16 protein-coding genes are annotated in these 18,000 nt (G+C 30.6%); 14 read left to right on the plus strand and 2 right to left on the minus strand.

Annotated features, from left to right (window positions below; genetic code table 11):
• The first annotated feature begins 58 nt into the window (after positions 1 to 58).
• The 10 genes from mazG to EU96_RS05475 all read left to right on the plus strand — a co-directional run bounded on the left by mazG (position 59) and on the right by EU96_RS05475 (position 10,859).
• Positions 59 to 913 (plus strand): nucleoside triphosphate pyrophosphohydrolase, encoded by an 855-nt coding sequence (gene mazG / locus EU96_RS05520; protein ID WP_032526421.1) that lies wholly within the window; start codon positions 59 to 61, stop codon positions 911 to 913.
• Entirely contained in the window at positions 910 to 1,761 is an 852-nt protein-coding gene (gene speE / locus EU96_RS05515; RefSeq protein ID WP_032526422.1) for a polyamine aminopropyltransferase, read from the plus strand. The genes mazG and speE overlap by 4 nt, the downstream gene beginning before the upstream one ends.
• A 1-nt stretch (position 1,762) precedes the next feature.
• Entirely contained in the window at positions 1,763 to 2,644 is an 882-nt protein-coding gene (gene speB, locus EU96_RS05510; protein ID WP_032526423.1) for an agmatinase, read from the plus strand.
• A 50-nt stretch (positions 2,645 to 2,694) separates the two neighbouring features.
• Positions 2,695 to 3,807, plus strand: a complete 1,113-nt coding sequence (gcvT, locus tag EU96_RS05505) for a glycine cleavage system aminomethyltransferase GcvT (protein ID WP_032526424.1) — start codon at positions 2,695 to 2,697, stop codon at positions 3,805 to 3,807.
• A 55-nt stretch (positions 3,808 to 3,862) separates the two neighbouring features.
• Positions 3,863 to 5,659 (plus strand): aspartate--tRNA ligase, encoded by a 1,797-nt coding sequence (gene aspS / locus EU96_RS05500; RefSeq protein ID WP_032526425.1) that lies wholly within the window; start codon positions 3,863 to 3,865, stop codon positions 5,657 to 5,659.
• Positions 5,660 to 5,734: 75 nt separating this feature from the next.
• Positions 5,735 to 7,345 carry a CTP synthase gene (locus EU96_RS05495; protein ID WP_032526426.1) on the plus strand — a complete coding sequence of 537 codons (1,611 nt, stop codon included), beginning with the start codon at positions 5,735 to 5,737 and terminating at the stop codon, positions 7,343 to 7,345.
• 24 nt (positions 7,346 to 7,369) lie between these two features.
• A complete protein-coding gene (locus tag EU96_RS05490; RefSeq protein ID WP_032526471.1) occupies positions 7,370 to 8,041 on the plus strand; it encodes a 7-carboxy-7-deazaguanine synthase QueE in 672 nt (223 codons plus the stop codon).
• A gap of 6 nt (positions 8,042 to 8,047) precedes the next feature.
• Positions 8,048 to 8,719 (plus strand): 7-cyano-7-deazaguanine synthase QueC, encoded by a 672-nt coding sequence (gene queC, locus EU96_RS05485; protein ID WP_032526427.1) that lies wholly within the window; start codon positions 8,048 to 8,050, stop codon positions 8,717 to 8,719.
• The gene (locus EU96_RS05480; protein ID WP_032526428.1) at positions 8,719 to 10,035 is read left to right on the plus strand and encodes an anthranilate synthase component I family protein; all 1,317 of its coding nucleotides are present in this window, start codon (positions 8,719 to 8,721) and stop codon (positions 10,033 to 10,035) included. Before queC ends, EU96_RS05480 begins: the two co-directional genes overlap by 1 nt.
• Positions 10,032 to 10,859, plus strand: coding sequence for an aminotransferase class IV (locus tag EU96_RS05475; RefSeq protein ID WP_032526429.1), 828 nt, complete (start codon positions 10,032 to 10,034; stop codon positions 10,857 to 10,859). The genes EU96_RS05480 and EU96_RS05475 overlap by 4 nt, the downstream gene beginning before the upstream one ends.
• Here EU96_RS05475 and cobA read toward each other — a convergent pair.
• Positions 10,832 to 11,635, minus strand: a complete 804-nt coding sequence (gene cobA, locus EU96_RS05470; protein ID WP_032526472.1) for a uroporphyrinogen-III C-methyltransferase — start codon at positions 11,633 to 11,635, stop codon at positions 10,832 to 10,834. The genes EU96_RS05475 and cobA overlap by 28 nt on opposite strands.
• 57 nt (positions 11,636 to 11,692) lie before the next feature.
• On the opposite strand from cobA, the gene EU96_RS05465 reads away from it, so the two are divergent.
• From EU96_RS05465 to EU96_RS05450, 4 genes are all read left to right on the plus strand, one after another.
• Entirely contained in the window at positions 11,693 to 12,961 is a 1,269-nt protein-coding gene (locus EU96_RS05465; protein WP_032526473.1) for an MFS transporter, read from the plus strand.
• On the plus strand, positions 12,961 to 15,039 hold the full coding sequence (gene ppk1, locus EU96_RS05460; RefSeq protein WP_032526430.1) for a polyphosphate kinase 1: 2,079 nt from the start codon (positions 12,961 to 12,963) through the stop codon (positions 15,037 to 15,039). Before EU96_RS05465 ends, ppk1 begins: the two co-directional genes overlap by 1 nt.
• A gap of 208 nt (positions 15,040 to 15,247) precedes the next feature.
• A complete protein-coding gene (locus tag EU96_RS05455) occupies positions 15,248 to 16,267 on the plus strand; it encodes an RpoD/SigA family RNA polymerase sigma factor (protein ID WP_032526432.1) in 1,020 nt (339 codons plus the stop codon).
• A 5-nt stretch (positions 16,268 to 16,272) separates the two neighbouring features.
• The gene (locus EU96_RS05450) at positions 16,273 to 16,914 is read left to right on the plus strand and encodes a diacylglycerol/polyprenol kinase family protein (RefSeq protein ID WP_032526433.1); all 642 of its coding nucleotides are present in this window, start codon (positions 16,273 to 16,275) and stop codon (positions 16,912 to 16,914) included.
• Here the strand turns inward: EU96_RS05450 and EU96_RS05445 are convergent.
• Positions 16,907 to 17,974 carry a 3-deoxy-7-phosphoheptulonate synthase gene (locus EU96_RS05445; protein ID WP_032526434.1) on the minus strand — a complete coding sequence of 356 codons (1,068 nt, stop codon included), beginning with the start codon at positions 17,972 to 17,974 and terminating at the stop codon, positions 16,907 to 16,909. The two genes, EU96_RS05450 and EU96_RS05445, sit on opposite strands and share 8 nt — an antisense overlap.
• Positions 17,975 to 18,000 lie beyond the last annotated feature (26 nt).

Raw genomic sequence — 18,000 nt, forward strand, 5'->3', positions numbered from 1 at the left:
TACTAAGTATTTAAATATTTCATGATTGAGGCAAAATTGAATTAATAAAATATATCCTATGTCCTCAAACAATAGATATAAATTGGAAAACAATTCCGATTTAGAGACTATAAATAGTTTTAAAATCTTAATATCTAATATCAAAGCATTAAAAGATAAAACTTGGGGTTGCCCATGGCAGAAAATACAGTCTCATATATCGTTGATCCCATTTTTGTATGAAGAAAGTAATGAATTTATAGATGCGATATATGAAAAAAATACAGATAACATATGTGAAGAGTTAGGAGATCTTTTATTACAAGTAATGCTTCATGCTGAAATCGGTTACGAAGAAAAAGAATTTGAACTAAATGATGTTATAAAAAATCTAAATAAGAAAATTATTAATAGACATCCATATATTTTTAACAAAAAAGAAAAAGTATCATTAAAAAAATCACAACAGATATGGGGAAATATAAAAAATTTAGAAAAAGAAGCACCTCATATGAAATCTTCAATTAGTAGAAATTTAAATTTGAAAATTAAAAATTTACCTCCAACGATTGGTACAGATAAAATCACAAATGTTGTTAAAGAACATGGTTTCAAGTGGGAAAGTACTGATGAGATTTTTAAAAAGTTAGAAGAAGAGATAAACGAATTAAAAGAGGCAATTAAATGCAAAAATGATTCAGATATAAAAAATGAATTTGGGGATATTTACTTTACCCTTCTGAATCTCTCAAACTTTTTAAAAATAAATCCTGATTCAGCTCTTCAAAAAACTAATATAAAATTTTTAGATAGATTTTCAATCGTCGAAGAGCATGCAGGAGATAATATTAAAAAACAAACTCCCAAAGACTTTCAAAGGCTTTGGCAAATAGCCAAGCAAAAACTGGAGGAGAAAATTCCTAAAAGCAAATGAAAAATATTACAACATGGATAGATGAATATCATAAAGGCTCAAGATTCGGCCTAAATGGGAAAATTCTAATTAAAAAAACCTCAAAATATCAAGAAATTATTGTTATTGAAAATGAATATTATGGTAGAGCTTTAATGTTAGATGGTTGCTGGATGACATCATTAAAAGACGAGAAATATTATCATGAGTGTCTTGTGCATCCCGCATTAAGTAGCATTGACGAAAAATCTAGTGTACTAATTATTGGCGGTGGTGACGGTGGTACTGTAAGAGAATGCGTTAAATATTCTCAAATATCAAAAATTGATCTAGTAGAAATTGATGAGGAGGTAATCAAAATATCTAAAAAATTTCTAAAAGAAATTGGAGGCGAAGCATGGAATGACAAAAGATTAGAAATACATATTGATGATGGTGTTAAATGGGTAAAAAAAACAAGAGATAATTTTTACGACGTTATATTTATAGATTGTTCAGATCCCTCAGAATTTTCAAATTTATTATTTTCAGATTATTTTTATGAAGAATGTAAAAGAATACTTACACCAAAGGGGATATTAGCAACGCAAAGCGAATCTCCTGAATCCTTCAAAAATATTCACATAAATATTTTGAAAAACCTAAAAAATATATTTAAAGTTTCTGAAACTATGTATTCCTTTGTACCTATATATCCAAGCGGGATTTGGAGTTGGACATTCGCTTCTTCAGAAGATCTAAATTTATCAAAGCAAAATTATGATGAGGCCCTAAAAATAGAAAAAGGATGTGAAATTTGGAATTTAAATTTTCAAAATGCAGCATTCAAAATGATGCCAAATAAAATTATAAAAGAACTAGATTCATAAGATGACAAAAAATATATTTGATAACGAAAATGCAATTTATATGGGAGCAAAAAGAAGTCCTGAGAATTGCTCAATTGGTATATTTGGAGTTAATTATGATGGGACATGTTCGTTTAAACCAGGAGCAAGATTTGGTCCAGAAGCAATAAGACAAGTCAGTTCTTGTTTAGAAACATATTGTCCAAAAATAAAAAAAGACTTAGAGGATATTATGTATGTTGATTTTGGATCAATACTAATTGATAAAAATGACTCAAAGTCCGTTATTGAATCGGTTAAATCAGCAACAAATTATTTAATTAGTAAAAGCCTAATTCCTATTATGCTTGGAGGCGAACACTCTATAACAAGAGGTGCTATTGAAGCATTAGTAAAAAAATTTCCAGATTTGATATTGGTTCAACTTGATGCTCATGCAGATTTAAGAGAATCATATATAGGAAATGAACATAGTCATGCTTGTACTATGAAAAGATGCCTAGAAGTGCTACCTGAAAAGAAAATTTTGCAAGTAGGAATTAGAAGTGGGACTAAGGAAGAATTTGAAATTATGCATTACAACAACCAATTAGTTAACTTTTGTCCAGGCGAAAATGCACATGAGTTAAAACAAGCTCTTCTACCATACGCTAATTCTCCAATCTATTTAACAATAGATTTAGATTGGTTTGATCCCAGTTTATTAGCAGGGACGGGCACTCCAGAACCGGGAGGATTTTTTTGGAATGATTTTGAAGAAATACTGAAAACTTTAAAAGACTTTAGAATTGTTGCTTCAGATATTGTGGAATTATCTCCAGAAATTGATAAGAGCGGAGTAAGTAGCATAGTTGCAGCCAAAGTACTTAGAAGCTTAATTTTGTCATTAGATAATATGCAATAAAAAATTTCTAAACTACAGTGTAAAAATACTAAATACAAACTAAATATTTCATGGATTTGCTAAAAAGTCCTCTTTATTCAAAATATGTTGAATCCAATGCAAAATTAGTTGATTTTGCAGGTTGGGAAATGCCCATATCATTTTCAGGATTAATTAAAGAGCATGAATCAGTTAGATCTTCAGCAGGATTATTTGATATTTCTCACATGGGTGTGATATCTGTTAAGGGAATCAATCCAAAGGATTATATTCAAAAACTTTTTCCTACTAATTTATACTCCTTTTCTGAAGGTCAGGGGCTTTATACAGTAATGCTCAATGATAAAGGAGGCATAATAGATGACTTAATAATTTATGACCTTGGTATACAAGAAAATGACATATCAGAATTATTGTTAATAGTTAATGCAAGTAGATATGAAGAAGATTTTAAGTGGATAAAAAATAATTTAAATAAATATGAAATTTCGATAACAAACTTTAAAAAAGATAAAGTACTTTTAGCACTACAGGGAAAAAACTCATTCGATATATTTGAAGAATGGATTGAATCTTCGATCTCACATATCCCTAACTTTGGATGCGAATATAAAATTTTTGAACATATTTCGCCTAAAGAAAAAATTTTCTTTTCAAAAACAGGATATACAGGAGAAAATGGTCTAGAAATACTTTTATCTAAAAAAGCAGCAATTAATTTATGGGATTTCTCAATTTCCAAAAATGTTGCACCTTGTGGTTTAGGAGCTAGAGATACTCTTAGACTTGAAGCAGGCATGCATCTTTATGGTCAAGACATAAATGAAGAAACTTCTCCATATGAAGCGGGGTTAGGCTGGCTAGTACATCTAGAAAATAATCACGAATTCTTTGGAAGAAGATTTCTTGAAGAGCAGTCAAGATTAGGTATTCAAAAAAAGTTAGTTGGTCTCTCTATAGAAGGTAAAGCAATAGGAAGAAAAGGTTGTGCAGTTTTTAAAGGTGAAGAAAATATTGGGACTATCACAAGCGGCAGTTGGTCTCCAACTAAACAACAAGCTATAGCTTTTGCATACATCAATAATTCGCATGCCTTAATAAATAATGAAGTTCAAATATTAATAAGAGGCAAAAAATTCAAAGGGGTTTTAACAAAAAGAGCGTTTTATAAAAAAAATTATTAACTAAATTTACCCTTAAAGAATTATTATAAGTTATTGATAAATAAATCATACTTAGATGAGAAACAAAATTTGCAAAGAACTCAATAATACAGATATTGGTAAATTAGTTAATTTATGCGGATGGGTAGATAGAAGAAGAGATCATGGTGGTGTGATTTTTATTGATTTAAGAGACCATAGTGGATTCCTACAAATTACAATTAACCCCGATGATGGTGCAGAACTATTTAAACAGGCAGAAACTCTAAGAAATGAGACAGTAATAATGGTTAGCGGACTTATTAATGAAAGGCCCAAAGATTCCATAAATACAAATTTAAGTACTGGAGAGTTGGAGCTTAAGGTTAAAGATTTGCAAATTCTAAACCAAATTAAAAAAAACTTACCTTTTCCAGTGTCTATACATGATTATGAAAATACAAAAGAAGAACTCAGATTAAAATATAGATACCTTGATTTAAGAAGGGGAAAATTACTAGAAAATTTAAAAACAAGGCATAAGATTATTAAAGTTGCTAGAGAATTTCTTGATAATTTTGGATTTACAGAAGTAGAGACCCCATTACTTACAAAGTCAACTCCAGAAGGCGCTCGCGATTTTCTTGTTCCTGCACGTCTTTCAAATGGAGAATTTTTTGCTTTACCTCAATCCCCACAACTATTTAAACAACTTTTAATGGTTGGAGGCATGGACAAATATTATCAAATCGCAAAATGTTTCCGTGATGAAGACTTAAGGGCAGATAGACAGCCAGAGTTTACTCAATTAGATATTGAGATGAGCTTTATTAGTGAAGAAGAAATAATTTCTTTTAATGAAAGTCTCATAAAAAAAATATGGAAAGAAGTGTTAAATATTAATTTTAATAATGCTTTTCCAAGAATGTCATGGCAGGCAGCAATGGATAATTACGGCACTGATAGACCAGATACTAGATATCAAATGTTATTAAAAGATTTAGGAGGAGTATTAGGTGATATTGGATTTAATATTTTTACCAAGGCAATTAAGTCTGGAGGTTATATAAAATCCATAACAGTCAAAGGAGGTAATTCAAGTATTAGCAACGTAAGAATTAAACCAGGAGGTGACATCTTCCAAGTAGCTCAAGATGCAGGAGCTGGTGGTTTGGCCTTTATAAGGGTCAAAGGAGATGAGCTTGAGACTATTGGGGCAATTAAAAATAATTTAAGTGAAGAGCATATAACTGATATTTTAAAAATCACAGAAGCAAAAGATGGAGACTTAATACTATTAGGAGCTGGAGATAAACAAATTGTCAATCAGTCATTAGATAGGGTTAGACAATATATCGCAAAAGACTTAAATCTCATTGATAAAAGTAAATGGAATTTCTTATGGGTAACTGACTTCCCGATGTTTGAGAGAAATGAAGAGGAAAATAGATATGAAGCTTTACATCATCCTTTTTGTGCTCCAAAAAATATAAAATCTAAAGATTATGAAAACTTGAAAAAAGAAATTGAGAGCTCTACAGCAAATGCTTATGACTTAGTTCTCAATGGATTGGAGTTAGGAGGTGGCTCTTTACGTATTCATGAAGCGAACTTACAAAGAGAGATTCTGAAAACGGTAGGACTTACTGATAAAGAGATTGATGAAAAATTTGGATTTTTAATAGAAGCCTTAGAAATGGGTGCTCCTCCTCATGGTGGAATAGCGTTTGGATTGGATCGTATTACCATGCTGATCATTGGTGCAGATTCAATCAGAGAAACCATTGCTTTTCCAAAAAATCAACAAGCAAAATGTCTTCTCACAAATGCACCTTCAAATGTCTCTGAATCACAATTAAAAGAACTAGATATTGAAATAACAATTGATGAATAAGAATATATATGGATGTTCTAAAAGTTTTTTGTTTAAATAAAATATAAGGAGGCTGTGCTTAATTAAAAATATTTAATGTCAAAATTTGTATTTGTCACCGGAGGAGTAGTTTCTAGCATTGGTAAAGGAATTGTAGCTGCAAGCTTAGGAAGATTATTAAAGTCAAGAGGATATAGTGTTTCAATATTAAAACTAGATCCATATCTAAATGTTGATCCAGGAACAATGAGCCCTTTCCAACATGGAGAAGTATTTGTAACCGAAGATGGGGCTGAAACCGATCTAGATTTAGGTCACTATGAAAGATTTACTGATACTGCAATGACTAGGTTAAATAGTGTAACGACAGGATCAATCTATCAAGCAGTTATCAATAAAGAAAGAAGAGGTAGTTATGACGGTGGAACTGTGCAAGTAATACCTCACATAACAGGAGAAATAAGAGAAAGAATTCATAGAGTAGCCGCCAACAGTAATGCAGATATTATTATTACTGAAATTGGTGGAACAGTTGGTGATATTGAATCTCTACCTTTTTTAGAGGCAATAAGAGAATTCAAAAATGATGTCAATAGGAACGATGTTGCATACATACACGTAACATTACTTCCTTACATCAAAACCTCTGGCGAAATAAAAACTAAACCAACACAACATTCAGTGAAAGAATTAAGATCAATTGGAATTCAGCCAGATTTACTTGTATGCCGAAGTGATAAATCTATCAATGAAGCTCTTAAAAAGAAGCTTAGTGGTTTTTGTGGTGTCAGCATCAACTCTGTAATTGAAGCTTTAGACGCAGACAGTATTTATTATGTTCCTCTTTCATTAAAAAAAGAAGGTTTATGCAAAGAAACCCTGAAGTATTTAGACCTTGAAGATAAAAAATGTGATTTGAAAAATTGGGAGCAACTAATACACAACCTAAGAAATCCTGGAGCTCCAATTAAAGTTGCTTTAGTAGGTAAATACATTGAACTTGGAGATGCATATTTATCCGTTGTTGAAGCTTTAAGACATGCATGCATTGAACAAAAGGCTTTATTAAATTTACATTGGGTAAGTGCTGAAATGATAGAAAAAAATTCAGCAGAAACTTACTTAAATGAAGTTGATGCAATTGTCGTACCCGGGGGATTTGGTAATAGAGGAGTTAATGGAAAAATTTCGGCTATAAAATTCGCAAGAGAAAATAAAATTCCCTTTTTAGGTTTATGCCTTGGTATGCAATGTGCAGTTATAGAATGGGCTAGGAATGTAGCTAATCTTCCAGATGCATCTAGTTCAGAACTAGACCCAAACACTCCCAATCCAGTGATACATTTATTACCAGAACAGGAAGATGTAATTGATTTAGGTGGGACAATGAGACTTGGAGTTTATCCATGTAGATTGACAAAAAATACAACTGGAAAAAAATTATATGATGAGGATGTGATTTATGAGAGACATCGACATAGATACGAATTTAATAATTACTACAAACAAAGTTTTTTAGATTCTGGATACAAGATTAGTGGTACATCACCAGATGGCAGATTAGTTGAGTTAATTGAGTTAGAAAATCATCCATACTTCTTAGCATGTCAATATCATCCTGAGTTTTTATCACGACCTAGCAAACCTCATCCTTTATTTAAAGGTTTAATAAAAGCCTCTCAAGATAAGTTAACTCAATCAAATTAATATTCTTTATTTTTTTGAATGAAAATGACAAATTTTTTACCCTTAGTCGAACAATTTCATTCATTACAAGGTGAAGGTTATCACGCTGGAAAAAGTGCTTTTTTTGTAAGATTAGCCGGATGTAAAGTTGGATGTTCGTGGTGCGATACCAAGAATTCATGGGACGAGAAAAAACACCCTTCCATATCAATTGAAAAAATAATAGATCGCATAAAAATTGCCAGAGAAAAAGGAGCATCTTTTTGCGTTATTACAGGTGGAGAACCTTTACAACATAACTTGGATAATTTTTGCAAAGCCATAAAAAAAATGACAATGGGAGAAGAACAAAAGTCAATGAAGATTCATATTGAGACAAGTGGAGTTAATTCGATATCAGGGAGCTATGACTGGATTACTTTATCTCCTAAAAGACACTCACCTCCAAAAAATTATTTTTTAAAAAACTGTAATGAAATCAAAATAATCATAAATGATATAGAAGATATTGAATTTGCTATTCAAATAAAAAAAGAAACTTTAAAACAATATCAACTCTCTAAAAGCGAAGATGGCTTAAAACAAGAAGATAAATTTTTTTATTTACAGCCAGCATGGAATAATACGAATGGTTTTTCTCTTGCTATTGATTTCGTAAAAAATAACCCCGATTGGAAATTGAGCCTTCAAACTCACAAATACTTAAAAATTAATTGAAATCATATGACTCTTAAAAATAAATCGATAGTAGTTTTATTATCTGGAGGTTTAGATTCTTCTACAGTTACTGGTATCGCAAAAAAATCCGAAGCTAAAATTTTTGGCCTTTCATTTGATTACGGTCAACGTCATAAAAAAGAATTAAATTCTGCATCAATAATTGCAAAACACTTTGATATCGAAGAATTTAAAATCATTAAGCTTGACTTATCTTTATGGGGAGGCTCATCATTAACTGATAGTCAAAAAAATATTCCGATAGAAGGAGTACAAACTAATAAAATTCCTAATACTTATGTTCCTGGGAGAAATACTATATTTATTTCCGTTGCACTAAGTTATGCCGAAGCAATAGATGCTGATTGTATAGGATTAGGAGTTAATGCACTAGATTATTCTGGTTATCCAGATTGCAGACCTGACTACATTAAAAAATTTCAAGAATTAGCAGATTTAGCCAATAAAAGAGGGAGAGAAAATAATCCAATAAAACTTTGGACACCACTATTAGATTTAAATAAAGAAGAAATTATTAAATTAGCTTTTGCTAATCATGTCCCTTTAGATAAAACATGGAGTTGTTATTCGGGTAATTCAAAACCATGCGGTAAGTGTGATAGCTGCAGAATTAGAAATGCCGCTTATAAAAAATGGCTTAATAACAATAATAAATAATGAAAATAAAAAAAATAATTCTAGAAAAATGGATAGATCCAGCACTGATTACACATCATCTAACAAAAAAATTCGGAGATAAAGGATTAGCTTGGCTAGACAGTGATGGCAAAGAAAATGGGGAATGGTCAATAATAGGAATTAAACCTAAAAAAATAATCCAATCAAGAGATATCAATAACGTAGACAAAACTAATAATCCATTTAACAATTTAAAAAATATTAAAAAAGGATTTTGGATCGGATGGTTAAGTTATGAAGCTGGAGTTTACATAGAACCCAAAAACCCATGGCGACCATCTGATATAGCAACTTTATGGATTGCATCATATGATCCAATCATTAAATGTAATTTAATAAAAAAAGAAATAATTATCGAAGGCACAAACTCATCTGAACTGATGAATTATAAAAACATAATCAACAATATAAAAAATATTGAAGAAGAAAATATTATTAAAACAAATTTGAATTTTGATTTTTCAAAAATAAATTTGGACGAAATGGCTGAAAAATTTCAGAAAAATATTCTAAAATTGAAAAAATTAATTTCCTTAGGGGATATATTTCAAGCAAACCTAACAACTAAATGCGAAATTGAATTTTCCAAAAACTATAATCCTCTAGATATTTATTTGAAAATAAGAAGTAAATTAAGAGCTCCCTTTGGAGGAATTATAATAAATAACGATAATTATAAAGAGTCTGTATTATCTACCTCGCCAGAAAGATTTATAAAAATAGATAATAAAAATTTTGTAGAATCAAGACCTATCAAAGGAACTAGATCCAGAGATAAGGATTTAAATCAAGACGCACTTAATGCTATCGATTTAATAACGAACGAAAAAGATAGAGCCGAAAATATTATGATTGTTGACTTAATAAGAAATGATTTAAGTAAAGTTTGCGAAACAGGAAGTATTATGGTGCCAGAAATATTAAAACTTGAAAGTTTCTTAAAAGTTCATCATCTAACTTCAGTAATCAGAGGCAAATTAAAAAAAGACAAGAACTGGATTGATTTACTAAAAGCTTGTTGGCCTGGGGGCTCTATAACTGGGGCACCTAAATTAAGATCATGCCAGAGACTTTTTGAATTAGAAGAATGTGAACGCGGACCATACTGTGGCTCATTTTTGAAGCTTGACTGGAATGGAGAGTTTGACAGCAATATACTAATAAGATCATTTTTAATTAAAGACAAAAAAATCAATATATATGCTGGTTGCGGAATAGTTATTGACTCAAACCCTGAAGAGGAAACTAATGAACTAAAGTGGAAACTTTTACCGTTAATTGATTCACTAAAATGATTGCAACATTAGGCTGGTACAAGGATCAATGGTTGGATATTGATAGAATATTTATTGCTGCTAATAATAGAGGATTAAAATTTGCTGATGGTATATTTGAAACCATTTTGATAAAAGAAAACAAACCTATTCTTTTTGATGAACATCTGCAAAGGTTAGAAAAAAGTAGCAAGATTTTAAATATTAATCTCAAAATAAATAAATTAACTTTGAGACAACTTATTCACGATGGAATTAGAAAATTATCGCTTAAAAATGATCAATTTGCTTCAGTAAGAATAAACTATAGTCGTGGAACTAATGAAGGTCGAACACTAAAAATTGGTAGCACTTTAGAGACAAAAGATTTGGAAAATTTATGGCTTGAGTTCTATAGAATCAAACCAAATTTTAATCCGATAAGCGTTTGCATTAGTCAAACGGAAAAAATGAATGAATTCAGTCTTATAAGTAAATGCAAAACATTTTCATACAATCAGGCAATACAAGTTTTGACAGAAGCCAATGAAAAATCATTTGATGATTCTATCCTTTTGAATACGTCAGGTGAACTTTGTTGTGGAAGTACATTTAATCTTCTAATTAAAAGAAATAATCAATGGATAACTCCTAGAAAAGAGAGCGGCTGTTTAGAGGGGATTATGGTTTCTAAAGCTTTAAACTTGAAAATTGTAAAAGAAGAATTAATTCCTCCAGAATTTCAAAATGATGACATAATAGTTGCAATTAATAGCTTATCTTGCAGACAAATTAATCAAGTTAATGATTTGAAGCTTAAACCTAAATTCGATCCAATTTACTTTTGGGATTTATTATATAGTTGAACTTTATTAATATCTGGTAAATAGACATCAGATACTTTAGTTATATTGTTATTAACCTTAAACTCAACAATTTTTCCAATAATGATAATTGATGGAGCTAAAAATTCTTTGTCTTTGATTTTATCTGGAAGATTATCTAATTTATCTATCAAACATTTTTGATTTTTTAAAGTAGCTTCTTGAATAACAGCGCATTTAGTATTCTTATCTAAACCACCTAGAATTAATTCTTCCACAATAAATTCAATATTTTTTATACCCATAAAAATTACTAAGCTATCTGATGATTTAGCTAAATCTCTCCAATTCACTGTCTTTTTTTCCTTATCTACACGCTCATGTCCAGTGACAAAAGTTACAGAACTTGCAGCATCTCTATGAGTAAGTGGAATACCAAAATATGTAGGAGCGGCTATACCAGAAGTTATACCAGGAACTATTTCAACTGAAACTCCATTTTTTTCTAGGAAGGATACTTCTTCACCACCCCTAGAAAAAACAAACGGATCTCCCCCTTTAAGCCTAACAACATTTTTACCTTCTTTTGCTAATTTCAAAATAAGATCATTAGTTTCAATCTGAGGAACAGAACACTTCCCAGCTCTTTTACCGACATGAAAAATTTCCGTATTTTTTCTTGTTTCTTTTGTTATTTCATCTGGGATTAAAGCGTCATGGACTAATGCATCACAATTTTTTATTAAACGCAAAGCTTTTAGAGTTAAAAGCTCAGGGTCACCAGGACCTGCTCCAACTAAATAAACAATACCGGGCACATTAATCTCCATTAACAAGTATGGTAGTAGAAGTTAATAGGAATGAATGTAAATATTGTGAAAAAAAGTTTATTGAAACCAAACAAGAAATTTACTCTCCTTAGTGCTTTTATCACTCTTCTAAATGATCGATTAAGTGAAAGTATCCTTTTACCTATTTTACCCTCTTTTGTTTTGCTTTTTGACTCTAAAGCTAGTACATATGGCTTATTATCATGTACTTACCAATTAGCTCAATTTACAGCTTCTCCTTTTATAGGAGTTATGAGTGATAGATATGGTAGAAGACCTGTAACTCTTTTTTGTATTACTGGCTCAATAATAGGAATTTCAATATTATCATTTACTGTTCTTTTTAATTGGTCAAATTCTATAGCTTCTATCCCTTTATTTTTATTATTCCTAGCAAGACTAATTGACGGTTTAAGTGGTGGCACAGCAGCCACAGCAACAACAATTCTTGCAGACATTTCAAGCCCTGAAAAAAGAGCAAAAACATTTGGACTGATTGGTGTGGCTTTTGGTTTAAGTTTTTTCTTAGGAAATATTTTCGTTGTAATTTTTGCAAAAAATACAAACAATAATTTTATTATTCCAGTTTTGATAGCTTCAATTATTCCAATAATAAACTTTCTTTTAGTATTTTTCTACTTACCAGAAACAAAACCCAATAGTGCTTCAAATAAATTAAAAACAATTTTCAAAAATCCCTTAAAACAACTATTTACAGTATTCAAAGAAGAAAAAATTAGAAAATTATCATTAGCATTTTTTATTTACTTTATTGCTTTTACTGGATTAACGAATATCCTAATATTTTTCCTTCAAGAATCTTTAAACTGGACAACCAAAGCATCAAGTGGAACTCTTGTGGTAGTTGGAGTTATTGCAATTATTGTCCAAGGAGTACTTATTGGGCCTCTTGTAAAGCAATTTGGCGAAATGAGATTAACACTAATAGGATCAGGCTTCATTCTTGTTGCATGTTCACTTTTAATAACTGCTCCAAAAGAAAATGCAACAATTAATATTTATTCAGCTGTTTCATTTTTAGCCGTTGGGGCAGGTTTAATTACGCCTTCCTTGCGGGCAATTATATCAAAGAAATTAGACTTTGATAGACAAGGATCAATCCTAAGTAACCTACAGGGTCTACAGAGTCTTGGAGGGGTTTTAGGAATAGCAATGGCTGGGAGAGTTTATGATAGCTTCGGCCCTAAATCACCTTTTATAGCTGGTTCCATAATCTTAATTTTCATGATATACCTTATTGCAGAGGGGGAAAATAATAATTCTTTTAATAATCAAAAATCAAAAGCATTTTAATGAAAAACCAGGCTGATATTTTTATTAATAGAGAATTAAGTTGGATTGAATTCAATAAAAGAGTACTCCTAACTAGTATGGAAAAAGGGTACAAAATCCTAGATAAGGTGAAATTTTGTTCAATTTTTAGCAATAATCTTGATGAATTTTTTATGGTAAGAGTAGCTTCCTTAAAAGCTCAAGTTGATGCAGGAATTACTAAAAAAAGTATTGATGGACTTACCCCTAAAGAGCAATTAAACAAAATCAACAAAGAAGTAAAAAAATTAACTTCAATTCAAGAAAACTATGTAAATAATGAATTAAATAATGAACTAAAGAAACAAGGTGTTTTTTTTAAAAAATATAAGGATCTAAGTGAGAATCAAAAAAATTGGTGTAATAACTTCTTTACTTCATCTATATTTCCTTTATTAACCCCATTAGTTGTTGATCCTGCACATCCATTCCCATTTATAAGTAATTTAAGTCTAAACTTAGCGGCTTTAATACAAGATGGGGAGGATTCAAGACATCAGTTTGTCAGAATAAAAATACCTACAAAAAATATAAATAGATTTATACAAATTCCTAATGAAATTATAGAAAGTGATAATGAAACTTCTCACTTTTTCATAAGTGTTGAAGATTTGATTGGGAATAATATAAATGATTTATTTAACGGAATGGAATGTATCAATTACTCTTTTTTTAGAGTTACAAGAGATGCGGATTTAGAATTAAAAGAACTTGAAGCTGATGATCTTCTTTTGGCAGTTGAACAAAGTTTGCAGAAGAGAAGATTAGGTGGAGACGTCGTTAGATTAGAAGTTGAATCGGACATACCAGAAAACATCTTAAAATTATTAATTGAAAGTATTTCAATACAAGAAGAATACATATACTTTTGCAAAAGTTTATTAGGCCTTGACGATTTAAATCAGCTGACAAAAATCAATAGAAATGATTTAAAAGAAAATCTGCTAATTGGGAAAACTCACTCGCAATTACAAACTTTAGATTTGGCTTCAAACAAAAAATTAAATTCTATTTTCAAGATAATTAGAAAACAAAATATTCTTCTTCATCATCCATATGATTTATTTAAAACTTCAGTTGAAGAATTTATAAACAGAGCCGCTGATGATCCTCTTGTGATGGCCATAAAAATAACTTTATATCGAGTTTCGAAGGATTCGCCTATTATCGCAGCATTAATGAGAGCTGCAGAAAATGGGAAAGAAGTAATGACTCTTGTTGAATTAAAAGCAAGATTTGATGAAGATAATAATATTCAATGGGCAAAACAACTTGAACAAGCTGGAATTCATGTAGTATATGGAATTATAGGATTTAAAACACATACAAAAATAGCTTTAGTCGTTCGAAAGGAAAAAGGACGATTAAGAAATTATTTTCATATTGGAACAGGAAATTATAACTCTAATACTTCAAGGTTTTATACAGATTTAGGATTACTTTCAACAGATCCCGATATTGCATCAGATTTACTTGAGTTGTTTAATTATTTATCAGGTTTTTCTAAACAAAAAAGTTATCAAAAATTATTAGTATCTCCATCATCAATGAGAGAAAAATTTGTTTTTCTCATAAAGAGAGAAATTAAAAATGCGGAAGAAGGTAAAAAAGCTGAAATTATTGCAAAAATGAATTCTTTAGTAGACCCAGAATTAATCAAACTTCTTTATTTAGCTTCTGAAGCAGGTGTAAAAATTAGTCTCATCATAAGAGGAATTTGTTGCTTATATCCACAAAGAAAAAATTTAAGTGAAAATATTAAAGTTATAAGTATTATTGGACATTTTCTTGAACACTCAAGAATTTTCTGGTTTTGTAATAACAATGATCATGAAGTTTTTATTGGAAGTGCAGATTGGATGAGAAGAAACCTTGATAGAAGGATAGAGGCTATTACTCCAATAGAGGATTGTGAATTGAAATCTAAACTATATAAGCTTCTGCAAACATACATTAAAGATAATTACTTTTCTTGGATAATGAAAGAGGATGGTTCTTACGCAAAATATGCATTAGATTCAGCAGATAATCGTTCACAAATTAACCTCATAGAAAAATAAAAAAATATTGATTTTTATAACATTTAAAAAAAATACTTAATATTTTAAAAAATTTTTTATTTTCATAAAAGCCTTTCATATCAAAAGATTTCAAGAAATTGGCCTAAAAAAAGATTTTTTTGTCTTTAAAGTTTCAAAGTAAAAGTAGTTTTTATTTCAATTTCAGTGCTAGCTTTTTAAAAAATCCATTATTTAGGAGGCCAGGGTGATGGGGATCCCTCTGGAATCTGCAAAGAGCTCTTCAGATAGTAATTTTGATGAGCCAAGATTACCAAACACTGCGGGCAAGTCTCGCAAAACAAAATCCAGTCTAACTTCAAAACAAAGCCAAAAAAAATCTGGAAGACTCGCTTCGGATTCTATTGGTTATTACTTAAGTAGCATTGGTAGAGTGCCTCTTCTAACTCCAGCCGAGGAAATAGAGTTAGCTCATCATGTTCAAAACATGAAGAAATTACTACAAATTCCTGAAACGGATAGAACGCACCGCAATCTTTACCAAATTAAGATTGGCAAAAGAGCTCGCGATAGAATGATGGCAGCTAATCTAAGACTAGTTGTCTCTGTTGCAAAAAAATACCAAAACCAAGGGCTGGAATTATTAGACCTTGTCCAAGAAGGAGCTATTGGTCTAGAAAGAGCTGTAGATAAATTTGATCCTGCTATGGGATATAAATTCTCAACTTATGCTTACTGGTGGATTAGGCAAGGAATGACAAGAGCAATTGATAACAGTGCAAGAACAATCCGTTTGCCTATTCACATAAGTGAAAAACTATCCAAAATGAGAAAAGTTTCTAGAGAATTGTCTCATAAATTTGGTAGGCAACCTACCAGATTAGAAATGGCAACTGAGATGGGAATTGATCAAAAAGATTTAGAGGATTTAATTTCTCAAAGTGCTCCTTGCGCCTCTCTCGATGCTCATGCAAGAGGCGAAGAAGACCGAAGCACCCTAGGCGAACTTATACCTGATCCAAACTGTGAAGAGCCTATGGAAGGCATGGATAGAACTATTCAAAAAGAACATTTAGGAACTTGGCTTGCTCAACTAAATGAAAGAGAGCAAAAAATCATGAAGCTTAGATTTGGCCTAGATGGTGCAGAACCATTAACACTCGCAGAAATAGGAAGACAAATTAACGTTTCGCGAGAAAGAGTACGTCAACTAGAAGCAAAAGCAATATTAAAACTTAGAGTAATGACAACTCAACAAAAAGCAGCTTAATAAAATTGATAAAATTTGCGGTAATTGTATTATATTTATTTTCAATTTTTTTAATATCAGCGTTTTTTAAAAAATTTAATGAAGATAGCAAAGAAATTGTAAGAAAAATAATACATATTGGAATAGGACCTTTAATACCAATTGCACAATTTTTAAAAATTGATCAAAATTCAGCTCTAATTTTTACAGGAATTGTTTCCTTAATGGTTCTAATCAATTATTCCTATAAATTATTTCCAACAATTGAAGATGTTGAGAGAAAAAGTTATGGAACATTATTTTATTGTATTAGTTTATTTATTTTAATTTGTCTTTTTTGGGATAAAGATCCATATGCATTAATTACTGGATTTTTTATAATGACTTTCGGGGATGGATTGGCTGGTCTAATAGGCAAAAACGTCAACTCAAAGAGTTGGATTTTTTTTAAACAAAAAAAGTCTTTATTTGGTACTTTGACGATGTTTTTAATTAGCTCAATAGTAGTTTTCTCAATAGGATACACAAAACAAAGTAGTTTAAATTTAAATTATTTTGCAATAGCTTTTTTAGCAACTGTTCTTGAACAATTTAGTGTTTTAGGAATAGATAACTTCATTGTTCCAATCACATCAGCATTATGCTTTAATTTTTTTATAACTAATTAACTGAACTATACAAAATAGCGAGCAATTCTTTCGTCGTTTCTATATCTATGCACGCATCTGTAATGCTTCTGCCAAACTCAAGATCCTCTTTTTTTAAAAGTTTTTGATTACCTTCTTTCAAATGACTTTCAAGCATAACTCCTAAAATATTTTTTTCACCATTACGTATTTGAGAAGCTATATTTTTTAGCACTTCCGACTGTTTTCGGAAGTCTTTGTTGGAATTCCCATGACTACAATCAACCATAACTTTATAAGGAAGATTAAATTGCTTTAATTCAGCTGATATTCGTTGAATATGTTGACTTTCAAAATTTGGGCCTTTTGAGCCGCCTCTTAAAACTATATGGCCATCTGGATTTCCTGTAGTATTAACAATAGAAGCCATTCCATTAGCATTTACACCTAAGAAATGATGTGATTTTGAAGCTGACTGCATTGCATTTATTGCAGTACTAAAAGAACCATCCGTTCCATTTTTAAAACCTATAGGCATTGATAATCCTGATGCCATTTCCCTATGAGTCTGACTTTCTGTGGTCCTCGCGCCTATAGCTGTCCAACTTATCAAATCGGCAATATATTGAGGAACAATTGGATCTAGTAATTCTGTGGCAGAAGGTATCCCACGAGTTGCTAGATATGAAAGCAAACTTCTTGCCCTTCTTAAACCGGTATTAATATCATAAGAATCATCTAGATGAGGATCATTGATAAGTCCCTTCCATCCAATAGTTGTTCTTGGTTTCTCAAAATATACTCTCATAATTATTTCTAATTTATCTTTATAAATTTCTCGAAAGTTTTGAATATATTGTGAATATTCCTTTGCCGCCTCTAGATCATGAATTGAACATGGACCAACAATGACTAAAAGCTTCTGATTATTATGATGCAGAATATTTTGTATCGATCTTCTTGTTTTAGATACTGTATTGGCAGAGTTATGATCTAAAGGTATATCATTATGTAATCTGCTTGGAGGTATTAATGGACGTGTTTCAACAACATGTAAATCTGATGTCTTTTCCAAAGCTGAATTATTTGATGATGTCGTCATTGATTAATTAAGAAATTTGAATATTT

The organism is Prochlorococcus marinus str. MIT 9302 (genome assembly GCF_000759975.1).
In the GTDB taxonomy this organism is placed as follows: Bacteria; Cyanobacteriota; Cyanobacteriia; order PCC-6307; family Cyanobiaceae; genus Prochlorococcus_A; species Prochlorococcus_A marinus_M.